Annotated in this window: 22 protein-coding genes; 14 read left to right on the top strand and 8 right to left on the bottom strand. The window is 74.3% G+C overall.

Going from position 1 to position 26177, the window contains the following annotated elements; all coding sequences use genetic code 11:
* Positions 1-67: 67 nt before the first annotated feature.
* A complete protein-coding gene (locus BLU95_RS31055) occupies positions 68-1009 on the top strand; it encodes a helix-turn-helix transcriptional regulator (protein ID WP_093862888.1) in 942 nt (313 codons plus the stop codon).
* Between the two features lie 30 nt (positions 1010-1039).
* Here BLU95_RS31055 and BLU95_RS31050 read toward each other — a convergent pair whose 3' ends face one another.
* The 3 genes from BLU95_RS31050 to BLU95_RS31040 form a co-directional block, all read right to left on the bottom strand.
* Positions 1040-3787, bottom strand: a complete 2748-nt coding sequence (locus BLU95_RS31050) for a hypothetical protein (RefSeq protein WP_159425047.1) — start codon at positions 3785-3787, stop codon at positions 1040-1042.
* A gap of 322 nt (positions 3788-4109) precedes the next feature.
* The gene (locus BLU95_RS31045; protein ID WP_093862886.1) at positions 4110-4538 is read right to left on the bottom strand and encodes an SSI family serine proteinase inhibitor; all 429 of its coding nucleotides are present in this window, start codon (positions 4536-4538) and stop codon (positions 4110-4112) included.
* 129 nt (positions 4539-4667) lie between these two features.
* The gene (locus tag BLU95_RS31040; RefSeq protein WP_502689873.1) at positions 4668-5660 is read right to left on the bottom strand and encodes a GlxA family transcriptional regulator; all 993 of its coding nucleotides are present in this window, start codon (positions 5658-5660) and stop codon (positions 4668-4670) included.
* Positions 5661-5867: 207 nt separating this feature from the next.
* On the opposite strand from BLU95_RS31040, the gene BLU95_RS31035 reads away from it, so the two are divergent.
* Positions 5868-6779, top strand: coding sequence for an NAD(P)-dependent oxidoreductase (locus BLU95_RS31035; RefSeq protein WP_093862884.1), 912 nt, complete (start codon positions 5868-5870; stop codon positions 6777-6779).
* Entirely contained in the window at positions 6776-7510 is a 735-nt protein-coding gene (locus BLU95_RS31030; protein ID WP_286158590.1) for a maleylpyruvate isomerase N-terminal domain-containing protein, read from the top strand. The genes BLU95_RS31035 and BLU95_RS31030 overlap by 4 nt, the downstream gene beginning before the upstream one ends.
* A gap of 358 nt (positions 7511-7868) precedes the next feature.
* Here BLU95_RS31030 and BLU95_RS31025 read toward each other — a convergent pair whose 3' ends face one another.
* Entirely contained in the window at positions 7869-8075 is a 207-nt protein-coding gene (locus tag BLU95_RS31025) for a hypothetical protein (protein ID WP_093865250.1), read from the bottom strand.
* A gap of 239 nt (positions 8076-8314) precedes the next feature.
* The gene (locus BLU95_RS31020) at positions 8315-9019 is read right to left on the bottom strand and encodes a TetR/AcrR family transcriptional regulator (RefSeq protein ID WP_107452615.1); all 705 of its coding nucleotides are present in this window, start codon (positions 9017-9019) and stop codon (positions 8315-8317) included.
* A 54-nt stretch (positions 9020-9073) separates the two neighbouring features.
* On the opposite strand from BLU95_RS31020, the gene BLU95_RS31015 reads away from it, so the two are divergent.
* Positions 9074-10117, top strand: a complete 1044-nt coding sequence (locus tag BLU95_RS31015; RefSeq protein ID WP_093862883.1) for a threonine/serine dehydratase — start codon at positions 9074-9076, stop codon at positions 10115-10117.
* Positions 10118-10369: 252 nt separating this feature from the next.
* Here BLU95_RS31015 and BLU95_RS31010 read toward each other — a convergent pair whose 3' ends face one another.
* On the bottom strand, positions 10370-11377 hold the full coding sequence (locus BLU95_RS31010; protein ID WP_093862882.1) for an ArsR/SmtB family transcription factor: 1008 nt from the start codon (positions 11375-11377) through the stop codon (positions 10370-10372).
* 55 nt (positions 11378-11432) lie between these two features.
* Between BLU95_RS31010 and BLU95_RS31005 the strand changes: the two genes are divergently transcribed.
* Positions 11433-12743, top strand: a complete 1311-nt coding sequence (locus tag BLU95_RS31005; RefSeq protein ID WP_093862881.1) for an MFS transporter — start codon at positions 11433-11435, stop codon at positions 12741-12743.
* Positions 12744-12996: 253 nt separating this feature from the next.
* A complete protein-coding gene (locus BLU95_RS31000; protein ID WP_093862880.1) occupies positions 12997-13458 on the top strand; it encodes a hypothetical protein in 462 nt (153 codons plus the stop codon).
* Positions 13459-13694: 236 nt separating this feature from the next.
* On the opposite strand, the gene BLU95_RS30995 is transcribed toward BLU95_RS31000, so the two are convergent.
* Complete coding sequence (locus BLU95_RS30995) at positions 13695-15059, bottom strand: FAD-dependent oxidoreductase (protein ID WP_093862879.1); 1365 nt, start codon at positions 15057-15059, stop codon at positions 13695-13697.
* 451 nt (positions 15060-15510) lie between these two features.
* On the opposite strand from BLU95_RS30995, the gene BLU95_RS30990 reads away from it, so the two are divergent.
* The 8 genes from BLU95_RS30990 to BLU95_RS30955 all read left to right on the top strand — a co-directional run bounded on the left by BLU95_RS30990 (position 15511) and on the right by BLU95_RS30955 (position 24811).
* On the top strand, positions 15511-16614 hold the full coding sequence (locus BLU95_RS30990; RefSeq protein ID WP_159425046.1) for a hypothetical protein: 1104 nt from the start codon (positions 15511-15513) through the stop codon (positions 16612-16614).
* A 742-nt stretch (positions 16615-17356) separates the two neighbouring features.
* The gene (locus BLU95_RS30985) at positions 17357-18526 is read left to right on the top strand and encodes a phytanoyl-CoA dioxygenase family protein (protein WP_093862877.1); all 1170 of its coding nucleotides are present in this window, start codon (positions 17357-17359) and stop codon (positions 18524-18526) included.
* Positions 18523-19998, top strand: a complete 1476-nt coding sequence (locus BLU95_RS30980; RefSeq protein WP_231977912.1) for a DUF6271 family protein — start codon at positions 18523-18525, stop codon at positions 19996-19998. The genes BLU95_RS30985 and BLU95_RS30980 overlap by 4 nt, the downstream gene beginning before the upstream one ends.
* Positions 19991-21199 (top strand): type III PLP-dependent enzyme, encoded by a 1209-nt coding sequence (locus BLU95_RS30975; RefSeq protein WP_093862876.1) that lies wholly within the window; start codon positions 19991-19993, stop codon positions 21197-21199. Before BLU95_RS30980 ends, BLU95_RS30975 begins: the two co-directional genes overlap by 8 nt.
* On the top strand, positions 21199-21852 hold the full coding sequence (locus BLU95_RS30970; protein WP_093862875.1) for a GNAT family N-acetyltransferase: 654 nt from the start codon (positions 21199-21201) through the stop codon (positions 21850-21852). The genes BLU95_RS30975 and BLU95_RS30970 overlap by 1 nt, the downstream gene beginning before the upstream one ends.
* 97 nt (positions 21853-21949) lie before the next feature.
* Positions 21950-23203, top strand: coding sequence for an MFS transporter (locus BLU95_RS30965; RefSeq protein ID WP_093865249.1), 1254 nt, complete (start codon positions 21950-21952; stop codon positions 23201-23203).
* Positions 23204-23336: 133 nt separating this feature from the next.
* A complete protein-coding gene (locus tag BLU95_RS30960; RefSeq protein WP_093862874.1) occupies positions 23337-23693 on the top strand; it encodes a DUF6204 family protein in 357 nt (118 codons plus the stop codon).
* A gap of 113 nt (positions 23694-23806) precedes the next feature.
* Positions 23807-24811 (top strand): hypothetical protein, encoded by a 1005-nt coding sequence (locus BLU95_RS30955; RefSeq protein WP_093862873.1) that lies wholly within the window; start codon positions 23807-23809, stop codon positions 24809-24811.
* Here the strand turns inward: BLU95_RS30955 and BLU95_RS30950 are convergent.
* Positions 24787-25689: a DUF6597 domain-containing transcriptional factor gene (locus tag BLU95_RS30950; protein ID WP_231977910.1), complete on the bottom strand. Its 903-nt coding sequence runs from the start codon at positions 25687-25689 to the stop codon at positions 24787-24789. The genes BLU95_RS30955 and BLU95_RS30950 overlap by 25 nt on opposite strands.
* Positions 25690-26177: the final 488 nt, after the last annotated feature.

Raw genomic sequence — 26177 nt, 5'->3', positions numbered from 1 at the left:
CAGGCTAGGGGCGTTCCACTGACACCTCCTGTCAGTGAAGTCGGTGGAGTGCCGGATACTCGGCGCCATGCGCGCGAGCCGACTCGTCACCCTGCTGCTCCTGCTCCAGAACCGGGGCCGGATGACCGCCCGGCAGCTAGCCGAGGAGCTGGAGGTCTCCGTCCGCACCGTCTACCGGGACGTCGAGGCCCTCGCCGCCGCCGGCATCCCGCTGTACGGGGACGCCGGGCACGCGGGCGGCTACCGGCTGCTCGACGGCTACCGGACCCGCCTGACCGGGCTCACCGGGGACGAGGCACAGGCCGTCTTCCTCGCCGCGCTGCCGGAGGCCGCCGCCCAGCTCGGACTCGGGGAGGCCCTCGCGACCGCCCGGCTGAAGCTGGACGCGGCGCTGCCTGCGGCCCTGCGCGAGCACGCCGGGCTGATCCGGCAGCGCTTCCTGCTCGACGCGCCCGGCTGGTACGGCGACGCCGACCGTGCTCCGCGCCCGCACCTCGCGGCCGTCGCCACCGCCGTGTGGGAGCAGCGGGCGGTGCTGCTGCGCTACCGGCGCTGGCGGGCGCCGGAGGAGATCGAGCGGCGGATCGAGCCGTACGGGCTGGTCCTGAAGGCCGGGCGCTGGTACCTGGTCGCGGGCGGGGCGTCGGGGCTGCGGACGTACCGGGTGGACCAGATCCTCGGGCTGCGCCTGCTGGACGAACACAGCGACGCCCCCGCCGGCTTCGACCTGGCCGCCCACTGGCACGCGCACGTGGCCGACTTCCGGGCCCGGCTGCACACCGGGGAGGCACTCGTCCGGGTGACGGCGGAGGGCGCGCGGCGTCTGGGCCTCACACGTTCGGGTGGTGATGAATGGACGGAGGCCCGGGTGCCGATCGAGTCGGTCGAGCACGCGCACGGGGAGTTCCTCCGTCTGGGCGCGGACGTCGAGGTGCTGGCGCCGGCGGAGCTCCGGGAACGCATCGCCGGCACCGTCCGAAAGCTCGCTGCCCGCTACGACGCGTCGTAGCGGGCAGCGGGACTCATCTTTCGGCGGGGATCACCCCTCGGTGATCTCCAGCGTGAGCGGTCCACCGGGCACCGGCTGCCCGCCCGGGGTGCCGTAGCCGGTACGAAGCCAACTGGCGTCGACGATCTCGAAACCGACGGTGTAGGTACCCGCCGCGATCCCGTACGGGACGGAGACCGAGAGAACGGCCTTCCCGTCGGCGCCGACGGTCGTTCCGCCGCTGACCTGGCCGACGACCGTGCCCGCACTGTCGTACAGGTAGCTCGAGAAGCCGTTGACGGGAGCGACGGGGGCGACTACCTGCGCGTAGACGACGAAGGACCGGTTGGGCGCCTGGCTCTTCGGGATGCTGGTGACGTTCAGAGCGGCCGAGGTCACCGTCGGCGGCGTGGTGTTCGGGAGACCCCGGACCTGCACGCCGATACCGGGCGCCCAGAAGTCCGAGCCGTAGACGGCCACGTTCCCGGCGCCGTCCGTGATGGCGGCCCCGGTGAGGGCGCAGCCGGACGGCGAACCGTTGTTGGACTGCCCGAGTCCGGCCGGGACCGAGTAGCTGCCGTCCGGCTCCGCGGTCGGGGTCGTCGACGAGGAACCGCACGGGCCCGTCCAGAACAGCTGGATCGAGCGGACGCCGCCCTGCGCGCCCCGGACGTTCATCGACACCTTGAACGGGGCGGGTCCCGTCCAGGTGTTGAGTTCGTTCGGCGTCGCGGTGAACCCGTCGGCCTGGACGGTCCCGTTGGAGGTGACCGTGATCAGCGGGGCGTTGAGGCCGTTGAAGGACTTGGCCTGGCCCGCGTTGTTGGTGAGCGTCACCGAGGCGACGCTCCACGTCCCGGCCGGTGCCGTGGAGGGGATCAGCACCACGGCGGAGCAGTACGGGTGGTTGGCGTCGGACTGGCAGGTCGAGTAGAGCTGCCCGTCGTAGGTGGAGTTCTCGAACGACCCCGTGAGCGTCGCCCCACCGGGGCCGACCAGCTTGACCGTGCCCTTCCAGAAGCCCGACTGCTGCTCCTGGATGCCGAGGTTGTAGACCACATAGGCGTTGTTGCCCGCGTACACGTAGGCGGGGCGGCCGGTGTAGACGGTCGACACGGTCGGCTGGAGCGCCGTCGTCGTCGAGACCTGCGAGGTGGCGGTGAGCACGTTGCCGAAGCCGGCCAGGGCGGATCCGGCGAGCACCTGGCGCTGCTGGCTCTGGATCTCGTGGAGGGTCACCAGCGAGACCGCCCACTTCGCGGTGGCGGCGCCCGCGTAGCGGGGCACGGCGAAGCGGTAGGAGTAGGTGGCGCTCGCCGCGTTGCCGGAGACGAACGAGGCCCCGCCGTAGACGTTGTTCTCCTGGAGGAAGGAGACCACCCGGCTCTGGCCGACATAGGTGTCCGGCGCGTCGCCCTGCTGGCGGATGACGATCGTGCCGCCGTTCTGGCGGGCCTGCGGGTCGGAGTCGGTCACGGTCCAGGTGAGGGTGACCGCGGCGGTCCCGGTGGAGGCGTCGACGGTCGGCTGGGAGAAGCTCAGGGCGGACAGACCGAGCCGGTCGCCCGCGCTGAAGTAGCCGAAGACGTCCGCGACGACGTCGGTGGAGCCGACGTGGTTGTAGAACGCCACCTTGCCGTCCGCACCGACCGGCACCGTGACCAGGTTCGGCACCGTCTGACCGGCCGAGAAGTTCAGGTTGGAGGCGGAAGGAACGTTCCTGCCGCTCGGGTAGACGGAGAGGAAGCTCTCGGCGGTCGGCTCGGTCACCGTGACGTTGAGGACCACCGCGGTGACGCTCCGGGCCGGGACCTCCGAAACGCCCGCGACCTGGAGGCCGATGCTCGCGTCCTCGCCCACCTGGGCCTTCACACCGCCGGTGCCGGTGCCGTCGCGGGTGTCCAGCAGCCGCTTCGGCGTCCCCAGCGTCCGGAGCACGCCGCCGGTCCGGGGCTCGCCGGAGACGTAGTAGCCGGCGAGGTCGGCTACGACGTCGGTGGAGCCGACGTGGTTGTAGAACGCCACCTTGCCGTCCGCACCGACCGGCACCGTGACCAGGTTCGGCACCGTCTGCCCGGCCGAGAAGTTCAGGTTGGACGCCGAGGGGACGGCGTTGCCGCTCGGGTACACCGTCAGGAAGCTCTCGCCGGTCGGCCCGGTGACCGTGACGTTCAGGACCACGGCGGTGACGTTCCGGGCGGGCACGCCCGCGACGCCCGCGACCTGCAGGCCGATGCTCGCGTCCTCGCCCACCTGGGCCCGCACGCCACCGGTGCCGGTGCCGTCACGGGTGTCCAGCAGCCGGGTCGGGCCGTTGGCGACGAAGGTCGAGGCGGCCTTGTCGAGGGTGAAGTAGCCGGCGAGGTCGGCGATGACGTCGGTGGTGCCGACGTGGTTGAAGAAGGCCACCCGGCCGTCGGAGCCGACCGGGACGGTGACCTGGTTGGGCACGGTCTGGCCGGGCGAGAAGTTCAGGTTGGAGGTGGTGGGGCGGGTGCTGCCGGTCGGGTAGACGGCCAGATAGCTGTCACCGGTCGGGTTGGTGACGGTGACATTGAGGACCACCGCGGTCGGCCGGACCGAGGGGTTGCCGGACACCTCGGAGACGTCCAGGACCAACGGGCTCTGCCCGACGGGCCGTACGTCGCCGCCGGTGCCGGTGCCGTCGCGGGTGTCCAGCAGCCGGGTCGGGCCGCTGGGGACGAAGGCACCGGCGAGGTCCTGCTGATACGGCAGCGTTCCGCCGGCGAGCTTGGCCGTGGTCTCCTCCGGCACCGCCGGTGCAGCTGCTGTGGTCACCGGAGCCGGCGCGGGGCCGGCGGCCGCTGCCGCCGTGGCCAGGCCGGGAAACAGCGTCAGGCCGGCCGCCACGGCGAGAACCGCCCAGCGGCCTGACCTCCCGCCGGGCCCGGAACCCGGTCGTCGCGTGAACATGCTTCCCCCGTCTCGTCGAACCCCCGACCCGGACGGGCGGGAATCGCGCACGCCTCGACGGGGACGAGACATTGAAGCAGAACGATCACTTGCTTCGCGCACGAGTATTCGAGAGGCCCCGGACGCCGGTGGACGTCCGGGGTCCGGGATCCGGGATCCGGGATCCGGGGCCTCAGGGGCAGGGAGTTCAGAAGTCGAAGACCGCCCCGGTGGTGCGGAGCAGGACGCAGTGGTTGCCGTAGGTGTGCCGGAAGGAGAGCGGGTGGCCCCGGTAGGTGCCGGAGGCGGTGGCGGTGTAGGGGTCGTACTGGTCGGTACAGACGCCCGGGTCGACGTCGAGCCGGGCGAGGTCCCCGTTCACCGAGTCGACCAGGCGGCAGGCGGTGACCGGGTCGGGGTGGGTGGTGGCGGTGCCGCCGAAGGGCGGGCACTCGAGGGTGACGGTGCGGGGCGTTCCGCTGGAGGGGGTGTCACCGTGGGCGACGGTGAGGCGCAGGCTCGTCCCCGGGGCGAGGACGGTGGTCGGGGAAGCCGTGCTGATGGGGCCGGCGATGCTCGCGAGGGCGGTGGTGAGCAGCGTGGTCGCGAGGAGGGCGAGGGCGCGGGTCGTCTTCACGCCCGGCGCAACGAGCCCTCGGTGGCGGCGTCACGGCAGATCGCGGTACTGGAGTGGGAAGTCGGTGACGCCGACTTCCTGTGCGGTGAGGTCCTGGCCAGAAGGCACCGCGCGTCAGGTCACGCCAGGTCACGCCGGGGCGGCCGGTGAGCGGAAGGCGCGGCGGTAGTCGGTGGGCGTCACACCGACGCGGGCGGTGAAGTGGCGCCGCAGGTTGGTGGCGCTGCCCAGCCCGCTGCGCTCCCCGATCCGTTCCACCGGGAGGTCGGTGGCCTCCAGGAGGGACTGCGCGCGGGCCAGGCGCTGGTTCAGGAGCCACTGGAGCGGGGTGGTGCCGGTGGCGGCCTGGAGCCGGCGGAAGAAGGTCCGCGGGCTCATCCGCGCGCGGCGGGCCAACTCGTCGACGGTGATCGGGTGTTCGAGGTTCTCGGTGGCCCAGGAGAGCACCGGGGCGAGGCTGTCGTCGTCGGCGACCGGGACCGCGAGGTCGACGAACTGGGCCTGTCCGCCGGGGCGGTGGGCGGGCACCACGAGTTTGCGGGCGAGCTGGTTGGCGACGTGGGCGCCGAGGTCGCGGCGGACGATGTGCAGGCACAGGTCCAGCCCTGCGGCGACACCGGCGCTGGTGAGCACCTGGCCCTCGTCGACGTACAGCACTCCGTCGTCCACGGTGACGGCCGGGTACCGGCGGGCGAGCTCGGCGGTGTGGGACCAGTGCGCGGTGGCCCGCCGTCCGTCCAGCAGGCCGGCGGCGGCGAGGGCGAACGCGCCCGTGCACAGGGACACCATGCGCGCGCCCGCCGCCGCGGCCCGGCGGAGTTCGGCCACCAGCGCGGGCGGGATCTCCCGCTCGCCGGTCACGCAGGCGTCCGGTACCGAGGTGACGACCACGGTGTCGGCGTCGGCCAGGGCGTCCCAGCCGTGCTGGGCGCGCAGGGAGAGGCCGAAGCCGCCCGGCGCGCGGGCCGGTGGGGGCGCGTCCGGGGTCTCGGCGCACAGGCGCAGCTCGTACCAGCGGTCGGCGAGGTCGGGCTGCGGGATGCCGAACACCGCGCAGGCCATGCCGAGTTCGTACATGTCCCAGAGCGGGATCTCGGCGTGGTCGACGACGGCGACGGCCACCGTGCCGGGCCGCGCGACCATATCGGACGCGGAGACGGGGGCGGTCATCGGCTCCACCTCTCTGGCAGGAACAGTTCGACGAAGGGCAATCCTGCCACTGTTGGCGCTTCCCGGGCGCTGGAAACGTGGGTCCTGCCGATCAAGAACCGCGACACAACGGCACGAGCGGACAAGCACCGACGAACGCCCTGAACGGGAGACAACCCCATGACGCACGAACAGCCGCAAGAGGCAGAGCACAAGGCGCGAACCACCGCCCCCGAACCCGTGACCGTCCTCGGCCTGGGCGCGATGGGCACCGCGCTGGCCGAGGCCTTCCTCGCCGCCGGACACCCGACCACCGTCTGGAACCGCACGCCGGGCAAGGCCGAAGCCCTGGTCGGGCGCGGCGCCGTCCCGGCCGCCTCCCCGGAGGCCGCGATCACGGCCGGCGGCCTGATCGTCGCCTGCGTGCTCGACTACGACGCGCTGTCCGCCGTGCTGTCGGGCCAGGAGGCGCTGTTGAGCGGCCGGACCCTGGTCAATCTGACCTCCGGCTCGCCCGAGCAGGCCCGCGCGTTCGCCGACCGGGCCGCCGGAATCGGCCTGGACTACCTGGACGGCGCGATCATGATCACCCCGCCCGGGATCGGCGGTCCGGACGCGACGGTGCTCTACAGCGGTGCCCCCGACGTCCTGGCCCGCCACCGGACCGCGCTCGCCGCCCTCGGCGAACCGGTCGACCTCGGCCCGGACGCGGGGATCGCCGGACTGTACGACACGGCGCTGCTCGGGCTGATGTGGTCCGCCCTCAGCGGCTGGCTTCACGGCGTCGCCCTGGTCGGCGCGGACGGCGTCCGCGCGGCCGAGTTCACCCCGGTCGCCACGCGGTGGCTGTCGGGTGCCGTCGCCGGCTTCGTCGGCCGGTACGCCGGACAGGCCGACGCCCGGACCTACCCGGGGGACGACGCCAGCCTGGACGTGCATCTGGCCGCGATGGAACACCTGCTGCACGCGAGCCGGGCCCGTGGGGTCGACACGACGCTGCCGGAGGTCTTCGCCGACCAGGTCCGCCGGGCTGTCGCCGCCGGACACGGTGGCGACAGCTACGCGCGGCTGATCGAGGTGATCGCCAAGTGAGTGCTCCGTCCGGTGTCCGTGGTGTCGGGGCCGGTTCGCGCACGGGGGCTTCCCCCTCCCCCTCCCCCACCCCCGCCGCCTCCACCACCACCTACGCCGCCTCCACCTCTGCCCTCACCCTCTCCCTCGCGCCTGACTCGCCGTCCGCTGCCGAATGGGCAGCGCTGGTCGTGGACGCCGCCGAGGTGACCACGACCGTCCTGGAACGGGCGGCGGACGCCGACTGGTCGCGCCGCCCCGAGGGGAGCGACTGGACCGCCCGGGCCACCCTGGACCACCTCGCTCTGGGCGTGCTCGGCTACGCGGGCCTGCTGACCGCGCGGCCCACCGATCGGTACATCACCCTCTTCGGCTCACTGGACCCGGCCGCTCCGATCTCCCACTGCCTGGAGGGACTGCGGATCGCCGCCGAACTGCTGGCGGCAACCGTCCGCACAGCACCGCCGGAGGCCCGCGCCTGGCACCCCTGGGGCCACTCGGACAGTCCGGGCTTCGCCGCGATGGGGATCGTGGAACTGCTGGTCCACGGGTGGGACCTGGCCGGGGCGTTCCAGCTCGACCGGCCGGCGCCGGACCGTCTCGCCGGCCCGGCGGTGGCCCGGCTCTTCCCGGAGGCCCCGCCCGGACACGGTGGCCCGGACACCCTGCTCTGGTGCACCGGCCGCACCGCACTGCCGGACCTCCCCCGCCGCCCGGCGGGGGAATGGCGGTGGGACGGTCGCGTGCGCTGAGTACCGGACGCCACCGCACCGACGGACGGTACACGCGGCGCAGGACGGCGGCCGCCGTGCACCACAACACCCGCAGGAGCGAGGGACGAAGGCGGCGCCACAGCTCGACACCCCGACCCGGGCCGGGGACAGCAACAGGACGGCGGACAACGACATGACAGGCGAAGTACTCGACCACGGGGCCTCGATCCCGGGGCCGCCCCACCGGCTGCCCCACGTCCCACAGCCTGCCGTTTCGGCGCCCCTGCACGCTTGTACCGATCGGCACCTTTCTGCTGCGTCCGACGCACCGGTGCCCCCTGCCGATCGGCAGGGGGCACCGGTGAGAGCCAACACTCCGGGCGCAGCGGCGCCGCACTTACCCCGCGTTGGCGCCGGAGTTGCCGTCGCCACTGTTGACCTGGCGGCGCTGGGCCTTCTGGTAGCTCCGCACCAGCCGGCCCGCACCGACGGTGGCCGCCGCCACGACGCGCGTCCAGCGCGGGCCCCCGCGGTCGGCCCACACCACGCACACACAGCCCCCGATGACGAGCGCCAGTACGCCGATCAGCACTGCACCGATCATGTCGCCCACCCCTAAGTCCTTCGTTCTCGTACGGCTGGAAGCATAGTCCCAGGTCGGGCGCCGGTTCAGCAGCCCGGCGCGCGGATCGGGCAGGCCGGACGGGACGGGCACGCCGACGACGCGGGAGCGGACCGACGCGCGGATTGCCTGCGCGCGCCGGACCGGGCCGGCCGCACGACGACCGGCCCGGCACCGGAAGGGCCGTCCGGGAAGAACAGAGTTGCCCTTCCGGGCACCGCTCACTCCCCGGACGAGTCCGACGGCGACGAGGCCGGCGGGGAGTCCGACGGCGACAAGGCCGGCGGGGAGGCGGGCGCAGCGGCGCGGATCAGCTGGCGCAGCGCCCCGTAGTACACCTCGTGGTCGGTCACCACGGGCACGATCTCGGCGATCCCGCCGCTCAGCACGGGGAAGTCCTCCGGGTCGAGCGCGGCCAGCGCGGCACGCGTCACGGCCCGGGTGGCTGCGGGGTCGCGGTGGTCGACGAAGCTCGCGCTGCCGAGGGTGAGCAGGTACATCCGCCGGTAGGCGGTGATCGCCTCCTCGGCGGTCATCCCGGCCGCGATGCTGTCGGCGAGCTGCGGTTCGACGAGCCGGGCGAGCAGGTTCCGGCCCATCCAGGGGCGGCTGCCGCGCAGGGCGACGAGCCCGGGGTGGGCGGTGAGCAGCCGGTACAGGGCGGTGAACCGGCTCTCGGTGGCGTCGGCCCAGGGGGTGCCGGGCGCGATGTCCGGGAGCCGTTCGGCGAGGTGGTCGGTGACCAGGTCGAGCAGGCCCGCCAGGTCGGTGCAGCGGCGCTGGAGCGAGGCGACGGAGATGTCCAGCCGGGCCGCGAGGGTGCGGAAGCTGAGGGCGGCCGGGCCCTGGTCGTCGACGACGGACAGGGCGGCGACCGCGATGCGTTCGGGTGTGGCGCGGTCGAGGGAGGCGGATTGCCGGGGCATGCGGCACAGCGTACGGTACGCCGTACCGGAAGACGGACCCGTGGAGGCGGCACCATGCGACAGCAGCTCGGCTACGACGACATCAAGGCGGCGGCGGAGCGGATCGCCGGTCACGTCCGGCCGGTGGCCGTCGCGCCCGCCGAGGGCCCCGGGGCCACGGGGCTCACCGGGAGCACCGGGAGCACTGGGAGCACTGGGAGCACCGAGGGTGCCGAGCTGTGGCTGGCGCTGGAGTACCTCCAGCACACCGGGTCGTTCAAGGCGCGCGGCGCGCAGAACTTCCTCCGTGCCCACCGCGAGGGCGGGACCCTGCCGGACGCGGGAGTCACCATCGCCTCCGGCGGCAACGCCGGGATGGCGTGCGCGTGGGCGGCACTCCGGCAGGGGGTGCGGGCGACCGTGTTCCTGCCCGCCAACGCGCCGCAGGTGAAGATCGCCCGGCTGCGCTCGTACGGGGCGGACGTCCGGCTGGTCGGCACGGAGTACGCCGAGGCGCTGGCGGCCTGCGAGGAGTTCGCCGCGACCAGCGGCGCCCTGGCCAGCCACGCCTACGACCATCCGCTGATCGCGGCGGGCGCGGGCACGCTGATGGAGGAGATCCACGCACGGCTGCCCGGCCTGGACACCGTGCTGGTCGCGGTCGGCGGCGGCGGGCTGTTCGCGGGCGTGGCCACGGCCGCCCGGCAGCACGGGATCCGCGCGGTGGCGGTCGAGCCGGAGCACTCCCGCGCGCTGCACGCCGCCCTCGCGGCGGGCCGGCCGGTGGACGTCACGGTCGACTCGGTCGCCGGTGACTCGCTCGGCGCCCGCCGGGCCACCGCCCTGGCGGTGGACGCCGCCCGCCCGGAGGAGGGCGGCACCGGCGCCCTTTCGGTGCTGGTGCCGGACGAGGCCGTCGTCCGGGCCCGCCGGGAGCTCTGGGAGGACCGCCGGATCCTGGTCGAGCACGGCGCCGCCACCGCCCTCGCCGCCCTGCTCACCGACGACGGCGCGCCCGATGACGGCACCACCGGCACCGCCTACGGCTACCGCCCCGCCGACGGCGAGAAGGTCTGCGTCGTCCTGTGCGGCGCCAACACCGACCCGGCCGCGGTCTAGGTGCTCCGACCCACGAGGCAGGGGACGCGGCCGGCAGGTGGCGTTCCCGCTCGCTGCGGCAGGCCCTGACCCGGGCCCGTCCGTCGAGCGGGGCACGGTCGGAGCGTTCGGCCCTGCCGCTGGCCCACGGCCGACCTCGCCGCCCCCGACCCCCCGGCCCCCCGGCCCCCGGCCCGCAGGCCCGCAGGCCCGCCGCCCGGGGGCATTCGCTCCCGGGCGGCACGGCGCCGGCACGGGCCCAGGAGACACCTCCTACTCCCCCGCCCCACCCCCCAGCCGGTCCCCCAGCGCCGTCCGCCGGTACAGCACCTGCCGCCCGTCCCGGGCCCGGGCGACCAGGCCGTTGGCGTGCAGCACCCGCAGGTGCTGCGAGACGGCGCTCGGCGTCACCCGCAGCCGGCGCGCGAGTTCGACGGTGGCCAGCGGCTCGTCCAGCATGGTGAGCAGCCGGGCCTTGGCCGCGCCGACCAGTGCGGTGAGCGCCCGGGGCTCGACGACGGGCGGGCGGGACCAGAGGGTCGCCACGCCCCGGCACGGGTACGCCAGCGTGGGCGCGCCGTCCGGGCTGAGCGGTGGCGCCGGCTTGTGGGCGAACACGGACGGCAGGAGCAGCAACCCCCGCCCCGAGGCCAGGACGTGGTGCCGGCCGATCATGTCGGCGATGTGCAGCACCCCCCGGTTCCAGCGCAGGGAGGGGTGCATGTCGGCGAAGAGCAGGCGGGCGCCGCCGAGGGCGAGCCGGCGCGCGCGGTAGGTCATGTCGGCCTCCAGCAGCATCCGCATCCCCGGCCACTCCGGTCGCACCGCGATCTCCCAGTAGCGCCGCAGGAGTTCGCACAGCTCGTCGCGCAGCCGGCGGACGGCCGCGTCGCCGGAGCCGGCGCGGTCGAGGGCGGTGCGCAGGGGCTCGGGCGGCGGATCGGGGAGGTGGGTGTCCAGCAGGTCGCGCCGGACCACCGCCGGGGCGGTGCGGCGGACGACGGCCAGCTCCTCCTCGAACGACGGCGCGAAGCTCGCCGGAGGGGGAGTGAGGAAGTCCGGCACCGTCCGCCGCGAGGCGACCAGGGAGAGCAGCAACCCGCTGTCGAAACCGTCGAGTTCACCGATCGACCGGAGGACGGACCGCCGCCAGGGCAGGTGCAGCGCCGACAGGCCCGGTTCGCGCAGGACACGCAGGCTGAGCACGGTCTCGTTCAGCGACGAGAGGGCGAACCGGGTGTCCGCGAGGTCCTCGACGCCCAGCTCGAAGGTGATGACCATGAAGCGCCACGCTACATCGATTGGCAACGGCGCGCCGCCGGGCCAACCTCCGGGTATGACTCGCCGCCTGCTCCTGCTGCTCACCGTCACCTGCGCCGTCGGCGTGGGAACGATCTACTTCCCGCAGGCGATCACCCCGCTGATCGCCGCCGGCCTGGACACGTCCGAGAGTTCCGCCGCACTGGCGGTGACGTTCACTCAGATCGGTTACTCCATCGGCATCTTCCTCATCGTGCCGCTCGGCGACCGAATACCCAACCGCCGACTGCTGACCACCCTGCTCGGACTCACCGGCGTCGAACTGCTCGCGGCCGGCTGCGCGCCCACCCTGCCGGTACTGCTGGCGGCGAGCGTCGCCGTCGGCACCACCACGGTGGCCGCCCAGGTGGTGTCGCCGATGGCGGCCGGGCTGGTGCCGGCCGACCGGCGCGGGGCCGTGATGGGCACCCTGCTGAGCGGGGCCACCGGCGGCATGCTGCTGGCGCGGACGTTCAGCGGCACGCTCGGCGAGTACCTGGGCTGGCGCGCCCCCTACCTGGCGGCGGGGGTGCTGACGCTGGTGCTCGCGGCCGTCCTGACCCGCGCCCTGCCGGACGTCACCGCCGTCGCACCGGCCGTCCGGCCGTCGTACGGGTCGCTGCTGGTCGAGCCGCTCCGACTGCTGCGCGACGAACCCGAGTTGCGCCGATCGGGCTTCTACCAGGCCATGGTCTTCGGCGGGTTCTGCGCCGTCTGGACCTGCCTGCCGCTGCTGCTCACCGGGCCCGAGTACGGGTTCGGCGCGCAGACGGTCGGGCTTGTCGCACTGGTCGGGGCGGCGACGATGGTCTGCACGCCGTTCGCCGGACGGCTGGTGGACCGCCGGGGCGCCGACCCCGTGAACCTGGCCGGGCTGCTCGGCGCCCTCGCCTCGGCGGCGGTCCTGGCGGCCGGGGGCGGGGGCGGCGCGGCGGGGCTGGCCGTCCTGGTGGGCGGCACGCTGCTGCTGGACGTCTCGATGCAGTCCGGCATGATCGCCAACAAGACCCGGGTGTACGAGCTCCGGGCCGACGCCCGCAGCCGGCTCAACACCGCCTACATGACGTTCGGGTACCTCGGCGGCAGCGTCGGCTCGTGGCTCGGACTGCGCGCCCACGCCCTGGCGGGCTGGCCGGGCGTCTGCACCCTCCTCGCCCTGCTCACCGCCCTCGCCCTGAGCCGCCACCTGTTCGAGGCGCGCCGCCGCCGCACCGCGGCGCCGGCTGTCCGCGACCACCTTCCGGAGCGGCCGCGCGAGGACGACCGGCGGGACGGCCGAACCAGGGAACAGCGGACCGAACAACCGACCCGGCAGCGGGCCAGGCGCGAGCACGAGCCCACCCCGTAGCCCCCGCGGCACACCCCGCAGCCGGCACCCCTCCCCGGAGCGGCCGATCCGGAGCGGCCGATCCGGAGCACACGGTTCTCCTGTCGTTCGAGCCACCGGCCCGTTAAGGTCGCGTTCATGACAATAACCCCGGGGCGACCGCTCCCGAGGAAGCCCCGCTAGCATTCGCCCCGCAGAGCACAGACGCGCACACCCCGACAGACGCGCACGCCCCAGACGCGCACACCCCGCCCACCCCGACCGGAGGTCGCCCGTGGCCCGGCTCTACGTCCGCAACGGCATCAACCCCGACGACCCGGAGGCGCCCGTGGTGGCGCTGCTCGTCGATCCGGACGGCCCGCCCGGCGAGCGCGCCGTCGCCAAGCTGAGCTGGTACGGACACGAGGGGGACGGCGCCTTCTTCCTCCTCCCCACCGACGGCTGGGCGGAGCACGCCCTGGACGGGGACCGCCTGACCGTCGCGGTGGCCGCGTACCCGTTCACGCTGGAGCAGATCGGCGCGGACCCGGCTGCGTTCCCGGAGCGCTCGCCCGCCGCCCCCGACGCGGCCCTGGTCCTGCACGCGGAAGCGGAGGTCGACCCGGCACTGTACGCCCGGGCCGGCACCGCCACGGCCGTGTTCAACGCCCACCCCGGGATCGCCCTGGAGCAGGTGATCGCCGGCGAGGACGCCTGGCCGGTCGTCCTCGCCCCGCCCCCGCCCGCCGAGGACTGAGCCCGGCAGCCCGGGGTCCGAGATCGGGAGAAGGAAGCGGCCGCCGGTCGGCCGTACGGCCGGCCTGATCCGGGTCCAGCTCACCGGCAGGGCCGCCGACCGGCTCCGGAACGAGATGCCCGAGTGGGCCGATGCCGCCCCGGCCCGTCGACGGGACGGACGTCCACCGTCGACGGGCCGGGGCCGGGCTCGCGTTCGATCTCAGCCAGGACCGACCCGGCCAGAACCGGTCCGGCCTACGCCCCGCTGTGCCGGAGCATGTCCTCCCGCTCCACCACCTTGACCCGCTCCCGCCCCTCGGCCTCGCCCAACGCACGCTCGTGGGCGTCGAGTTCGTACCAGCCCCGCCAGGTGGTGAACCGCACCCCGCGCTCCCGCAGGTACGCCGGGACCGCCTCCGGGTCGGGCTCGACGGCACCCGGCAGCCTGCCCTCGGCCTGGTCGGCGAGCAGGCAGGCCACGGTCTCGTTGGCGTCACCCTTGGTGTGACCGATCAGACCGACCGGCCCGCGCTTGATCCAGCCGGTCACGTACACCGCGTCCTGGTGCGAGCCGTCGGCGGCGAGCACCCGGCCGGCCGCGTTCGGCACCGTGCCGGAGACCGGGTCGAACGGCAGCTTGGGCAGCTCGTCGGAGTAGTAGCCGATCGCCCGGTAGATCGAGCGGACGTCCCAGTCGGTGAACTCGCCGGTGCCGCGGACGTTGCCGGTGCCGTCGAGCTCGGTGCGCTCGGTGCGCAGCCCGGCGACCTTGCCGTCCTCGCCGAGCACCTCGACCGGAGACTCGAAGAAGTGCAGGTAGAGGCGGTGCGGGCGGTCGCCGACGTCCCGGATCGCCCAGTTCTCGATGGTCGAGGCGACCATGTCGACGTGCTTGGCGGCGCGCCGCTCGGCGATCGAGCCCTCGTCGTAGTCGATGTCCTCGGGGGCGACGATGACCTCGATGTTGGGCGAGTGGTCGAGCTCGCGCAGCTCCATCGGGCTGAACTTCGCCTGGGCGGGGCCGCGGCGGGCGAAGACGTGCACCTCCTGGGCCCGGTTGCGCTTGAGGCCGTCGTACACGTTCGGCGGGATCTCGGTGGGCAGCAGCTCGTCGGCGGTCTTGGCGAGGATGCGGGCCACGTCCAGGGCGACGTTGCCGGCGCCGAGCACGGCGACCTTCTCGGCCTCCAGCGGCCAGGTGCGCGGCACGTCGGGGTGGCCGTCGTACCAGGAGACGAAGTCGGCGGCACCGTAGGAGCCGTCGAGACCGACACCGGGGATGTCGAGCGCGCGGTCGGCCATCGCGCCGGTGGAGAAGACCACGGCGTCGTAGAACCGGTGCAGGTCGTCCAGGGCGAGGTCACCGGGGTAGTCGACGTTGCCGAACAGCCGGACCTCCGGCTTGTCGAGCACCTTGTGGAGGGCGGTGACGATGCCCTTGATCCGCGGGTGGTCGGGCGCCACGCCGTACCGGATCAGACCGAACGGCGCGGGCATCCGCTCGAAGAGGTCGATGGAGACCCCGGGCTGCTGGGCGGCGTCGGACTTCAGCAGGGCATCGGCGGCGTATATGCCGGCGGGGCCGGCGCCGACGATCGCGACGCGGATCGGGCGGGTCATCTCGGGGCGATCCTCCGGACGGGGACGGACAGGACTGGATGGGGCGGCACAGCGGGCGGAACGGCACAGCGGCGGAACGGCAAGGCACGGAACGGCACAGCGGGCGGGACGGAACAACACCGAACGGCACAGCACCGAACGGAACAGCACGGAGCAGAACCGTGCCCGGTCGAGCAGCACGGTGCCCGGTGGGGCGGACGGACGAGAGTTCCCCACGTCCACCCAACCCCGCCGGACCTTGCCACTGTAGGCGGTGTGGATCTATGGGCCCATAGAGCGAACCTATGGCCGATCCGGGAACAAGGACGAGGCCCCGCCCGCAGCCGGACCCGACCGCCCCGGGGATCCGCCCGGTGCGGACAAGGTCCAAAAACCGACGCCCCGACCCCGCCGCCGTGCCCTAGCCTTTTCCCGCACCACCCATAAGGTCTAGACCATAGAGTGGGGAATCATGAATTCGCTTGTGGGGAAAGCCCGGTGGACCGGGGCTCTGGCCGTGGCCGCGGCACTGCTGCTGACCGGGACCGGCATCGGGGCGGCCGCCGCCGAGCCTGCTCCGGGCCCGGCGAACGGCACCGCGGTCGGCTGGCGGGCACTCGGGCTCGCCGTCAGCCCCGAGGGGACCAGGGCGTACGTCGTGGCGGCGGACCGGTCCGGCAGCCGGACCCCGGTCGTCCTGCGGACGGTCGACCTCCGCAGCGGGGCGGTCGTCGCCGAGCTGCCGCTGGCCGAGGACGGCGACGCCGGAAGGCCCGTGGTGAGCCAGGACGGCCGACGGCTCTACCTGGTGGTCGCGGACCGGCTGGTGACCGTGGACACGGTGGCGGGCACCGTACTCTCCCGCACCCCCGCCCCCGAGCAGGAGCGCCCGGCCGGCTGGACGCCCGGCGCGCTGACCGGCCTCGCCGTGAGTCCGGACGGGTCCAGGGTCTACGCCGGACAGAACGGCCCGGCAGGCGACGGCCAGGGCGTCCGCCCCGGCCGGGTGCTGGTGTTCGGCACCGGCCCGGGCGCCTTCACCGGGACCCTGCCGCTGCGCGGCTACGGCGTGGGCGGGTTCGCGCTCCAGGCGGGCGGCGCCACCGGGTACGTCGCCACCGACCTCGGCGTCGAGCACCTCGACACCACCACGGCGGTGCCGACCCCGCTGGCCCCGGTCGAGCGGCTCGGCGCCACCGGCGAGCTGGCCGCCTCGCCCGACGGCCTGCGGGTGTACGCGCTGGGCATCCAGGCCTCCGCCGGGACGGGCTACGCCATCAGCACCGCGACCAACACCGCCCGGCCGGTCTTCACCTTCGCCACCGCTCCGGCCGACCTCCACTACGTGGCGGTGAGCCCGGACGGCGGGCGGCTCTACCTCCTCAAGGACAGCTGGACGCCGCAGGCCTCGGTGCTCGCCTACAGCACAGCGACCGACACCGCCGTGCCGGGCGAGACGCTCACCGGTTTCGGCCTGGACGGCGTCTCGGCCGCGGCGGTCGTCCCCGGGGCGCACACGCTCCTCGTGGCCGGGACCCGCGGCCAGGGCTCCTACCTGCGGACCGTCGCACTCTGACCCTCCCCGCACCGGCACCTCCCCCGGCACCTCCCCGCACCGATGCCGCCCCCTCCGGCCCGAACCCGGCCGGAGGGGGCGGCCGCACCCCACCCGTCACCTCTCACCTCGCACCTCTCACCGAACCTCCACAGCACCCACGGAAGGGCGTCGCCACCCCCTCCGGCCGAGGTCGCGTCAACCGGTCAATGCCGGACGCCACTTGCCCGATCGAGCAGCGGCAGCCACCCGAAGAGGCACCGGGGACCCGTCCCGCCGACGCGCCCGACCGACCGCCCGTGACCCGACCGGGCGCCGGTTCCCGCGCAGGTCAGGCCCGGTCGTCCACCGACCGCCGGAGTGCCGATCGGGGCTGCCGGGACGAGGGTTGACACCGGAAGTTGGTCTAGTCCACCGTAGGGGAACACGCGTTTGACGAGGCCGGAACAGCCGTCGGCACTCCTTGTCGGACGAGCAATCCACCCTCATCCCACGCCCCGTCAGGGCCGCGGCCGCCCTCCGCCGCCGCCCGGCCCTGCCCCGCGCCCCTTCCCGCCACCACCGCCTCCGGAACCACCTTCACCGTTCTCCCCACCGCTCACCCGGCCGTGCCCATCAGCCGTTCCCGATGCCCGTCCCGCTGCCGCCGCCCCCTGCCGCCCGCTCCCCCGCGACCGCTCTCCCGTCACCCCGGGCACACGACGCTCTCGGCACACACGACCACCACCGATCCCACGCCCCGACCCGACCTTGGAGTGCCGTGATGCCGAAGCCCGACGGGTACCTGTATCGAGCCGCTTCGGAGCGCCCGTACTTCAGCAACGACGGCGAGGCCTACCTCGCCGCCACCGCGCTGAGGGACATCCAGAAGCAGCGCCCGTTGCGCGTACTGTCGGAGGAGCAGTTCGCCTTCTGGCAGACGTACGGCTACGTGATCGTGCCGGAGGCGATCGCCCCCGAGGCCGCGCGCAGGCTGCTCGACTTCGCCTGGTCGTTCCAGGGCCTCGACCCCGAGCGGCCCGAAACCTGGTACGAGGAACGGGACTTCCGGGACGAGCTGGACCAGCACCTGCACATCTACGGCTTCGTCGAGGCCTACCAGCACCAGCTCATGTGGGACAGCCGGCAGGCCCGCCGGGTCTACGACGCCTTCGTCGACGTCTGGGACTGCGAGGAGCTCTGGGTCACCCTCGACCGGCTCAACCTCAACCCGCCGAACGTCAGGAACCGCGACCGCGCGCTGATCGAGCCCACCGACGAGGGCTTCGACATCGAGCTGCACTGGGACGTCGACTCCACCGCCGGGATGCTCCCCCAGCGCGTGCAGGGCATCATCGCCCTCAACGACACCGCACCGGACCTCGGCGGTTTCCAGTGCAACCCCGAGCTGTTCCGCCGGTTCAACACCTGGCAGGCCACCCAGCCCGCCGACCGCGACCCGATCCGTCCGGCCGTCGACCGTGCCGACTTCCCGGTCGTCCGGCCCGAGTTGAAGGCCGGTGACCTGCTGATCTGGAACGGCATGCTGGCGCACGGCGTGGCCGCCAACACCTCGGCGGACGGCGTGCGCTCCGTACAGTACCTGTCGATGATGCCCGCGCTGGAGGAGCACACCGAGCTCCGCGACTCGCGCATCGGCTCCTGGCGCGACCGCTCCACCCCCACCTGGAACCGCACCCTGGTCGGCGACCACCGCGAGCACGAGTCGCTGCGCTACGGCGCGGCCGAACTCACCGGCCTCGGGGCCAGGCTGCTCGGCCTGGAGCCGTGGCACCCGGCCGACGCCGAAGCCGCCCCCGGTACCGACGGCAACCCCGACACCGAAGGCACCCCCGGCCCCGACAGCGCCCCCGGCACCGGCGCGCAGGCACCGGTGGCCGGCGACACCCCCGGCCCCGAGGGCATCCCCGCGCCCAGGAAGGGCGAGGCATGACCGTGGACCTCGCCGCACCCGGCATCTGCCTCGCCCTGCCCACCAACCGGGCCTGCGCCGCCGCCATCGCCGACGTCGGCGCCGAAGCCGCCTGGGCCGCCCGTGAGTTCGGCGTCCGGGTGCATCTGCTGATCCTCGACTCGGCGGACGCCGCGACCCGCGCCGAGCACGAGAAGGCCGTCGCCGACCTCCCCGCCGTCCAGGGGGTCCTGGTCCACCACCTCGACGAGGAGCAGCAGCGCACCTTCCTGCGGTCCGCGATCGACCGGGCCCTCGCCGCGACACCGGCCCTGGCCGCGGCGGCCGGTGCCGACCGGCTGCTCGAGCTGATGCTGCCGGACACCGTCTCCTACGGCGCCTGCACCAACCGGGCTTTCCTGTTCGCCGCCGCGCTGGGCTGCTCCTCGCTGCACCGCCGCGACTCCGACAGCACCTACCAGGAGCTGGACGGCGAACCGGTGTTCCCGATCCACCACGAGCTGCGCTCGATCGGCCGGCGTGCCGCCGACGCCGCGCCCGGCGTCACCCACCACACCCTCGACCCGGTGCACGCGGAGAAGCCGGTCGCCCTGGTCGGCAGCTCCTTCATCGGCGAACTCTCGGTCGACCTCGGGGAGATCCGCTCCCTCGACCCGGCGGTCTACGAGGAGGTCGTGGGCCTGTGGGCGGCCACCGGCTCCACCGTCGAGCAGCGGCGCGAGCTGGTCGCGGACTCGTTCGTCGGCAACGGCACCGACCCGTTCACCCACGACCGTGCCGTGCTCGACCTGCCCGACATCTGGCGGATCGACATGTGCAACATCGCGCTGGACCGCGAGTTGTACGAGCGGGTGCCGCTGCCGCCGGCGACCGACACCATCGGCAGCGACTACTTCCTGCACCACCTGGTGCTCGACGCGGGGCTGCCCGGCGTCACCCACAACCGCAACATCGTCAACCACTACACCTCGGAGCGCCGCACCGACGCCGGGTTCCTCGCCTACCAGCTGCGGTTCACCAAGTTCCTGCTGTCGATGCTGTACCTCCACCCGGTGTACGACGCGCTGGAGGCGGCCGGCGGGGCGCTGCTCGACGAGCACCACCACGTGCGGCCCGGGGCGGTGGCCGGGTTCGCCCGCCGCGCCGCGGCCGAGGACCGGGCGGAGAACCACCGGCGGCTGGCCGTGCTCGACCGTGCCTACCGCGGGCTGGGCGGGCGCTACGCCGACTTCGCCGACCGTCTGCTGCCGCGCCGGGAAGGCCTGTTGGACGAGGCGCAGGCCGACATCGAGGCGTTCGCCCTGCTCGTCGATGCGTGGGGCCCGCTGGTGGCGGCCGCCCGCACCGTCCCGCCGACGCCGTCGGGCGCCGACCTCCTCGCGCCCGCACCGGCACCGGCACCGGCATCCACACCCTCGAGCGCGCCCGCGCCCACGAACACCCCCGGAAGACCCGAGCGACCCACCACCGGCCGGAGCACCGCCCATGCCTGACCACGGACGCCTGCGCACCGCCCTGGCCGCCGCCGAGGACGACCGGATCATCTACGACCTCGACGGCATCGAGTCCCAGTACGACGACCTGCTGCGCGAACTGCCCGGCGTCGACGTCCGGTTCGCCATGAAGGCCTGCCCGGTGGACGAGGTGCTCGACTGCCTGGCCGCCCGGGGTTCCGGATTCGACGCGGCCGGACCGCAGGAGATCGTCCAGGCGCTGCGCACCGGCGTGCCGGTGGAGCGGATCCACTACGGCAACACCGTCAAGTCCGACGAGCAGATCGCCGAGGCGTACCGGCTCGGTGTGCGCGACTTCGCCACCGACAGCCTGGCCGACGTCCTCGCGATCGCCGAACACGCGCCGGGGGCACGGGTCTTCTGCCGTCTCGCCACCACCGGCGCGGGGGCGCTCTGGGGCCTGAGCCGGAAGTTCGGCTGCTCGCCGGCGGACGCCCTGCGGGTCCTGGACGCGGCCCGGGACGCCGGACTGGTCCCGGCCGGGCTCTCGGTGCACGTCGGCTCCCAGCAGCTTACCTCCGAGGCCTGGCAGCAGGCCCTGGAGACGATCGCCTCGGTGGTCGAGGAGGCCAACCGGCGCGGCATCCTGCTGGACCACGTCAACCTCGGCGGCGGCCTGCCCGCCCTCGGCGTACTCGACCGGCGCGGGGAGCCGCTCGACCCGCCGGTCGACAAGATGTTCGCGGTGATCCGGGAGGGCATGCAGCGGCTGCGCGAGGTCTCCGCGGCGCCGCTCGGCTTCCTGCTGGAGCCGGGCCGGCACCTGGTCGCCGACCACGGCGCGATCCGGGCCCGCATCACGCGCCTGACGGATCGTCAGCAGCTGGACGGTGAACGGGCGTACTGGCTCTACCTGAGCTGCGGAAAGTTCAACGGGCTGTACGAGATGGACGAGTTGCGCTACCGGCTGGAGTTCCCCACCCACCCGGACGCCGTGACCGTACCCGCCGTGATCGCCGGTCCCACCTGCGACAGCGACGACGCCTACGCCGACGAAGGGGCCGGTGTGCCCGTCCCCCGGGACGCCGCCTCGGGCGACCCGGTGTGGATCCTCTCCTGCGGCGCCTACGCCACCGCCTACACCACGCGGGGCTTCAACGGCTTCCCCCCGCTGCCCTACAGCTGCGTCCGGGCGGACCGCCCGGACGGCGCGCCCCGCCCCGAGGGAGTACCGCAGTAATGTCCGCGCACCCGGCCGCCCGACCCGGCACCGGCCGCCTCCTCACCGACCGGCCCGCCACCGGCCGCCTCCTTACCGACCGGCCCGCCACCGACCGGCCCGCGAGCGACAGCGGCACCGCCGCCCGGCTCCCGGGCGGCGGTGTGGGCCTCGACGACGAACTCCTGGTCCGCCCGCTCGCCGAGCACGACTGGGCCGAGGTGGTGCCGCTGGAGGCCCGCGCCTACGGCGAGAGCGGGCTCTCCGAGGGCGGGGAGGCCCTGCGCTCGCGCCACCGGGCCGCCCCCGACTACTGCTTCGCGATCGAGCACAAGGGCGAGTTCGGCGGCTACCTGCTCGCCCTGCCCTACCCGCTCGGCCACTGCCCCGATCTCAGCCGCGCGGAGTCCCCGGCTCCCGCCGACTCCACCAACCTGCACGCCCACGACCTGGTCGTGACCGAGCGGCTGCGCGGGCGCGGACTGGCCCCGCGCCTGCTCACCTTCCTCGCCGACACGGCCCGGGAGCGCGGCCACACCACCATCTCGCTGGTCGCCGTCCGCGGCAGTGAGGTGCTCTGGGCCCCCCTCGGCTACCTCCCCCGCCCCGAGGTCCGGCTCCCCGCGAGCTACGGCGACCGGGCCGTCTACATGGCGATGCCCCTCCACCCCTAGCCGTTCCCCTCCACCCCGGCACCGTTCCCCCGCCCTCCCCCCAGTGACGAACTCCCCGAGTGACGAACTCCCCCACCCAAGAATCGGACTGATGCACATGCTCCGCGTGCGCGACGACTTCCTGCGGGCGCACCTGGCCATCGCAGCGCTGTTCTGTTTCCTCGGCTTCCAGTACGCGACCTGGGTGTCCCGGCTGCCCGCCCTGAAGGCCGACTTCGAGCTCAGCGACGGGCAGATCGGCCTGCTGCTGATGGCCTCCGGGATCGGCGCGGCCGCCTCCTTCCCGCTCGTCGCCACGATGATGAAGCGGTACGGCTCCCGCACCCTCGCCACGGTCTCCGCGATCGTCCTCGGCCTGGTCCTGGGCGGCTTCGCGCTCGCCCCGAACTTCGCCGTCCTGCTGCTGGTGGCGGCCCTGGACGGCGTCGCGGTCGGCTTCCTGAACGTCGCGATGAACGCCCAGGGCGCCGCGCTGGAGGTCCGCTTCGGGCGCACCGCGATGTCCAGGCTGCACGCCACCTTCAGTGCCGGCCTGGGCCTGGCCGCCCTGCTCGCCTCCGGTGTGAACATCGTCACCACCACGCTGTCGGCGCACTTCGCGATCGCGGCCGCCGTGCTCGCCCTGCTGCTCCTGCTGGCGGGGACCGGCATGCTGGCGGACGAGCCGCAGTCGGCCGAGGCCGACCGGACGGCCGACCGGGAGAGCGCGGAAGCGGCCTCCGGAGCCGCCGAGGCGACGCCGCCGAAGCGCCGCGGAATCCCGCTCCCCTCCCGGATCACCATCTGGATGGGCGTCGCGATGGTCTTCGGCACCATCACCGAGGGCGCCATGAACGACTGGTCCGCCCTCTACCTGAAGAACGTCGTGCACGCCTCGCCGCAGCTGGCCCCCCTGGGCATCGCCGTCATCTCGGTGATGATGGTCGTCGCCCGGCTGTTCGCCGACGGCTGGCGCACCCGCTTCGGGGACGGCCCGATCGTCCGGGTCGGCAGCACCGTGGCCGGGCTCGGCCTGGCGCTCGCCCTGCTGGTCGGCGGTGTCGTGCCGGCCCTGATCGGCTTCGCCTGCGTCGGTCTGGGCATCGCCGCCGTCACGCCCTGCGTCTACGTCGCCGCCGCCCGGCAGGGGTCCGACGCCCTGGCCCTGGTGGCCGCCACCGGCACCACCGGGCTGCTCGCCGGCCCGGCCGTGATCGGCTTCGTCGCCAATGCCACCGGCCTGGCCTGGGGCATGGGTGTGGTCGCAGCCTCGGCGCTGGTCGTCGCGCTCTGCTCCACCCGGATCGCCTGGCCCACCCTCGACGCGGCCCCGGCCCCCGGCACCTCCGACCCGGTCCTCCGCGAAGCCTGAGCGACCACCCCGGCCCCGGCCCCGGCCACCGACACCCGGGGCCGGGGCCGGGGCCGGCCCGGTGTGCGGCCCGGCATGCGGACCGCCGCAAAACCCTTCGCCCACCCGCCGCCCCGCGAACTACGCTCGCGGGATGACCACCCGCACCTTCCGCATCACCGTCCGCGGCGTCTTCGACGGCCTCACCCCCGAACAGCACGCCGAGCTGCAGTCCAGGGCCGCCGAGCACGACATCCTGTACGCCGCCTTCACCCCCGAGGGCCACCTCAGCTACGACCTGACCGCCCGCGCCGTCTTCACGTTCCGCTACCAGGACACCGGCGAGGCCGAGGAGGACATCCTCGAGGCCACCGAGCGCGCGGAGCAGTCGGCGCGCGCCTGGCTCGACGAACGCGGGTACGGCCACAAGAACCTCCGTTCCCAGGCCGAGGACCTCTCCCAGGCCCCGCTCGGCAAGCGACAGCGGCGGGCGGCCGCCAAGGACCTCTGACGCCCACCACGCCCGCGCCCGGCAGCCCCGCGCGGCACTCCCGCACGCGACACCCCCGCGCCCGCGTCCGAATCGTTCAAGACGGCCGCCCCCGGCCCGCCTACGGTCGAGTCATGACCCGCACCCGCACCGCACGCCTCACCGGGGACCGTCTCGACGCCGCCGCCGCGTTCCTCTGGACCTCCGGCCGCGTCATCGAACAGCGGCGCTTCGCCCACCTGTTCGGCGGCGAGAGCGACTCCGCCGGTGACCCCGTCGGAAGTCCCGCCGGCAACCCCGTCGGAAGTTCCGCGGGGGACCCCGGCGGCGTCCTCGCCGCCCTCGAGGCCCACCGCACCGCCGACGGCGGCTACGCCTACGGCCTCGAACCGGACGTGCGCGGGCCCGCCGCCCAGCCCATCGCCGTCCCGGGCGCACTGCTCGTCCTGGAGGAGGCCGGGGCGCTGGACCAGGCCCGCGCCCGGGCGGTCTGCGACTGGCTGGCGGGCGTCGCCGCCCCCGACGGCGGCGTGCCCGTCGTCCTGCCGAGCCTGCGCCGCTACCCGCACCCGCCGTTCGTGCCGGTGCCCGAGGAGGGCCGGCCGCCGGTCGGCGCGCTGCTGTCCACCGGCCAGATCGTCGCCCCGCTGCTCCGCCGGGGCATCGTCCACCCGTGGCTCACCGCCGCGACCGCCTTCTGCCGCACCGCCGTCGAGAACCTCCGCGAGACCCACCCGTACGAGGCGGGCGCCGCGATCCGCTTCCTCGACGCCGCGCCGGACACCGTCTGGGCCGGGCGGGAGGCCGCCCGGCTGGGCGCGCTGGTCCGCGAGCAGCGGATCGTCCTGCTCGACCCGGCCCGGCCCGAGGACGCCCGGATCTCCCCCGGCTACGCACCGGGCGAGCACCACCTCCCGCACGACTACGCCCGCCGGCCGGACAGCCTGGCCCGCCGGTGGTTCAGCACCGCCGAACTCGCCCGCGGGCTCGACCACCTCGCCGCCGAACAGCAGTCGGACGGCGGCTGGCCGATCCACTGGGCGCGCTGGTCGGCAAGCACTGAGTCCGAGGCCCGCCCGGGTGTCACGCTCCAGGCGCTGCTGACCCTGCGCGCCTACGACGCTCCCGGGGGCGCCTGACCGGGCCGCGCGGCGGCCCGGCCCAGCAGAACCGTCGGCGACAACCCCGACCAGCGGCGCACCTCCCTCGTGAGGTGCGCCTGATCGGCGTACCCGGCCCGAGCCGCCACCGCCGCCAGCTCCGGCACGGCACCGGCACCGGCACCGGCACCGGCAGAACCGCCCGAACGCGCCCAGGCCACCGCCCGCCGGAACCGCAGCACCGCGTGCAGGGTCTTCGGCCCGTAACCGACCGCGTCCGTCGTCCGACGCCGCAACTGCCGCTCCGAAAGCCCGAGTTCCGCCGCCAGTTCCGGCAGCCGCACCCGCTCCGGGCGCCCCAGCACGGTCACCGCCCGCTCGACCAGCCGGTCCGGCGACCACCCGGGCACCCGCGCGGCCACGAAGGCGTCCAGCACGGCCGCGGCATCCGCCGGCCCGCGCACCCCGGCGCGCCACTCATCGTCCCACTCCCCACCCCACTCCCCGCACCGCTCCGCCCGCCCCTCCGCGCACCGCTCCGGAGTCCGCCCCGCGAGCCGACCTTCGAGCCGTTCCGCGAGCCGCTCCGCCTCCCCCGCACCGACCACCTCGGCCAGCGGCACCTGGAGGTCGCAGAGCTCCCGCACCGGCATCGCCCCCAGCAGCAGCCCGGCCGCGCCGGGCCGGAAGCGCACCCCGGCCAGCTCTGCCCCGCCCGGCACCGGCACGGTCCGCGGCGCGAGGTCCGGACCGACCACCTCCAGCCCCGCCGCCGACCACACCAGGTCCACACAGCCGTCCGGTACGACGAGCTGCCCGTACTCCGGCCCCGCGGTGTTCCGCCGGACCCAGACACAGGCCACCTGCCGCCCGGAAGCGGCGGCGGGCGGCCGTTCCGCGTACGAGGAGGAACCCACCCTCCCACTCTCACCCGGACACCGGCCCGGACGCCACCGCCAAGGCGGCACCCGCACCGACCACGACCGCACCGACCGCGACCGCAACCGCCAACACCACCGCCACCGCCCGCCGCGCCCGCCCATTCGCCCGTTCACCCGGGGCGCGCTCCGGCGCAGGTCCATTGGTATGTACCACCGTCCGATGATCCGGACCGACCGTCACCACTTCCGCGCCCCCGCCGCCGGGCCGGCCGGTCACGCGGGGGGCGTCACCCCGGCCGGGACGCGGGGCGCCCGGGCAGCTCACCGGGCCGGTGCGGCCGGCGTGCGCCGTCGGCCGGACGAAAGGTCGGCACACGGCCTCCTTGGCAGGCCATCACCAACATGTCATTGTCAATCATCACGTCAGATCCTTCACTCCAAAGGGGAGTTGTCACGATCGACGGTAGATGACGAGTCGTCATGCCTCCCCACGGAACCCTTGGTCAGCACTGCTTCCACTTCTG

It is taken from the genome of Streptomyces sp. TLI_053 (assembly GCF_900105395.1).
Classification (GTDB): Bacteria; Actinomycetota; Actinomycetes; order Streptomycetales; family Streptomycetaceae; genus Kitasatospora.
This window is presented reverse-complemented; position numbering and strand designations above follow the sequence as displayed.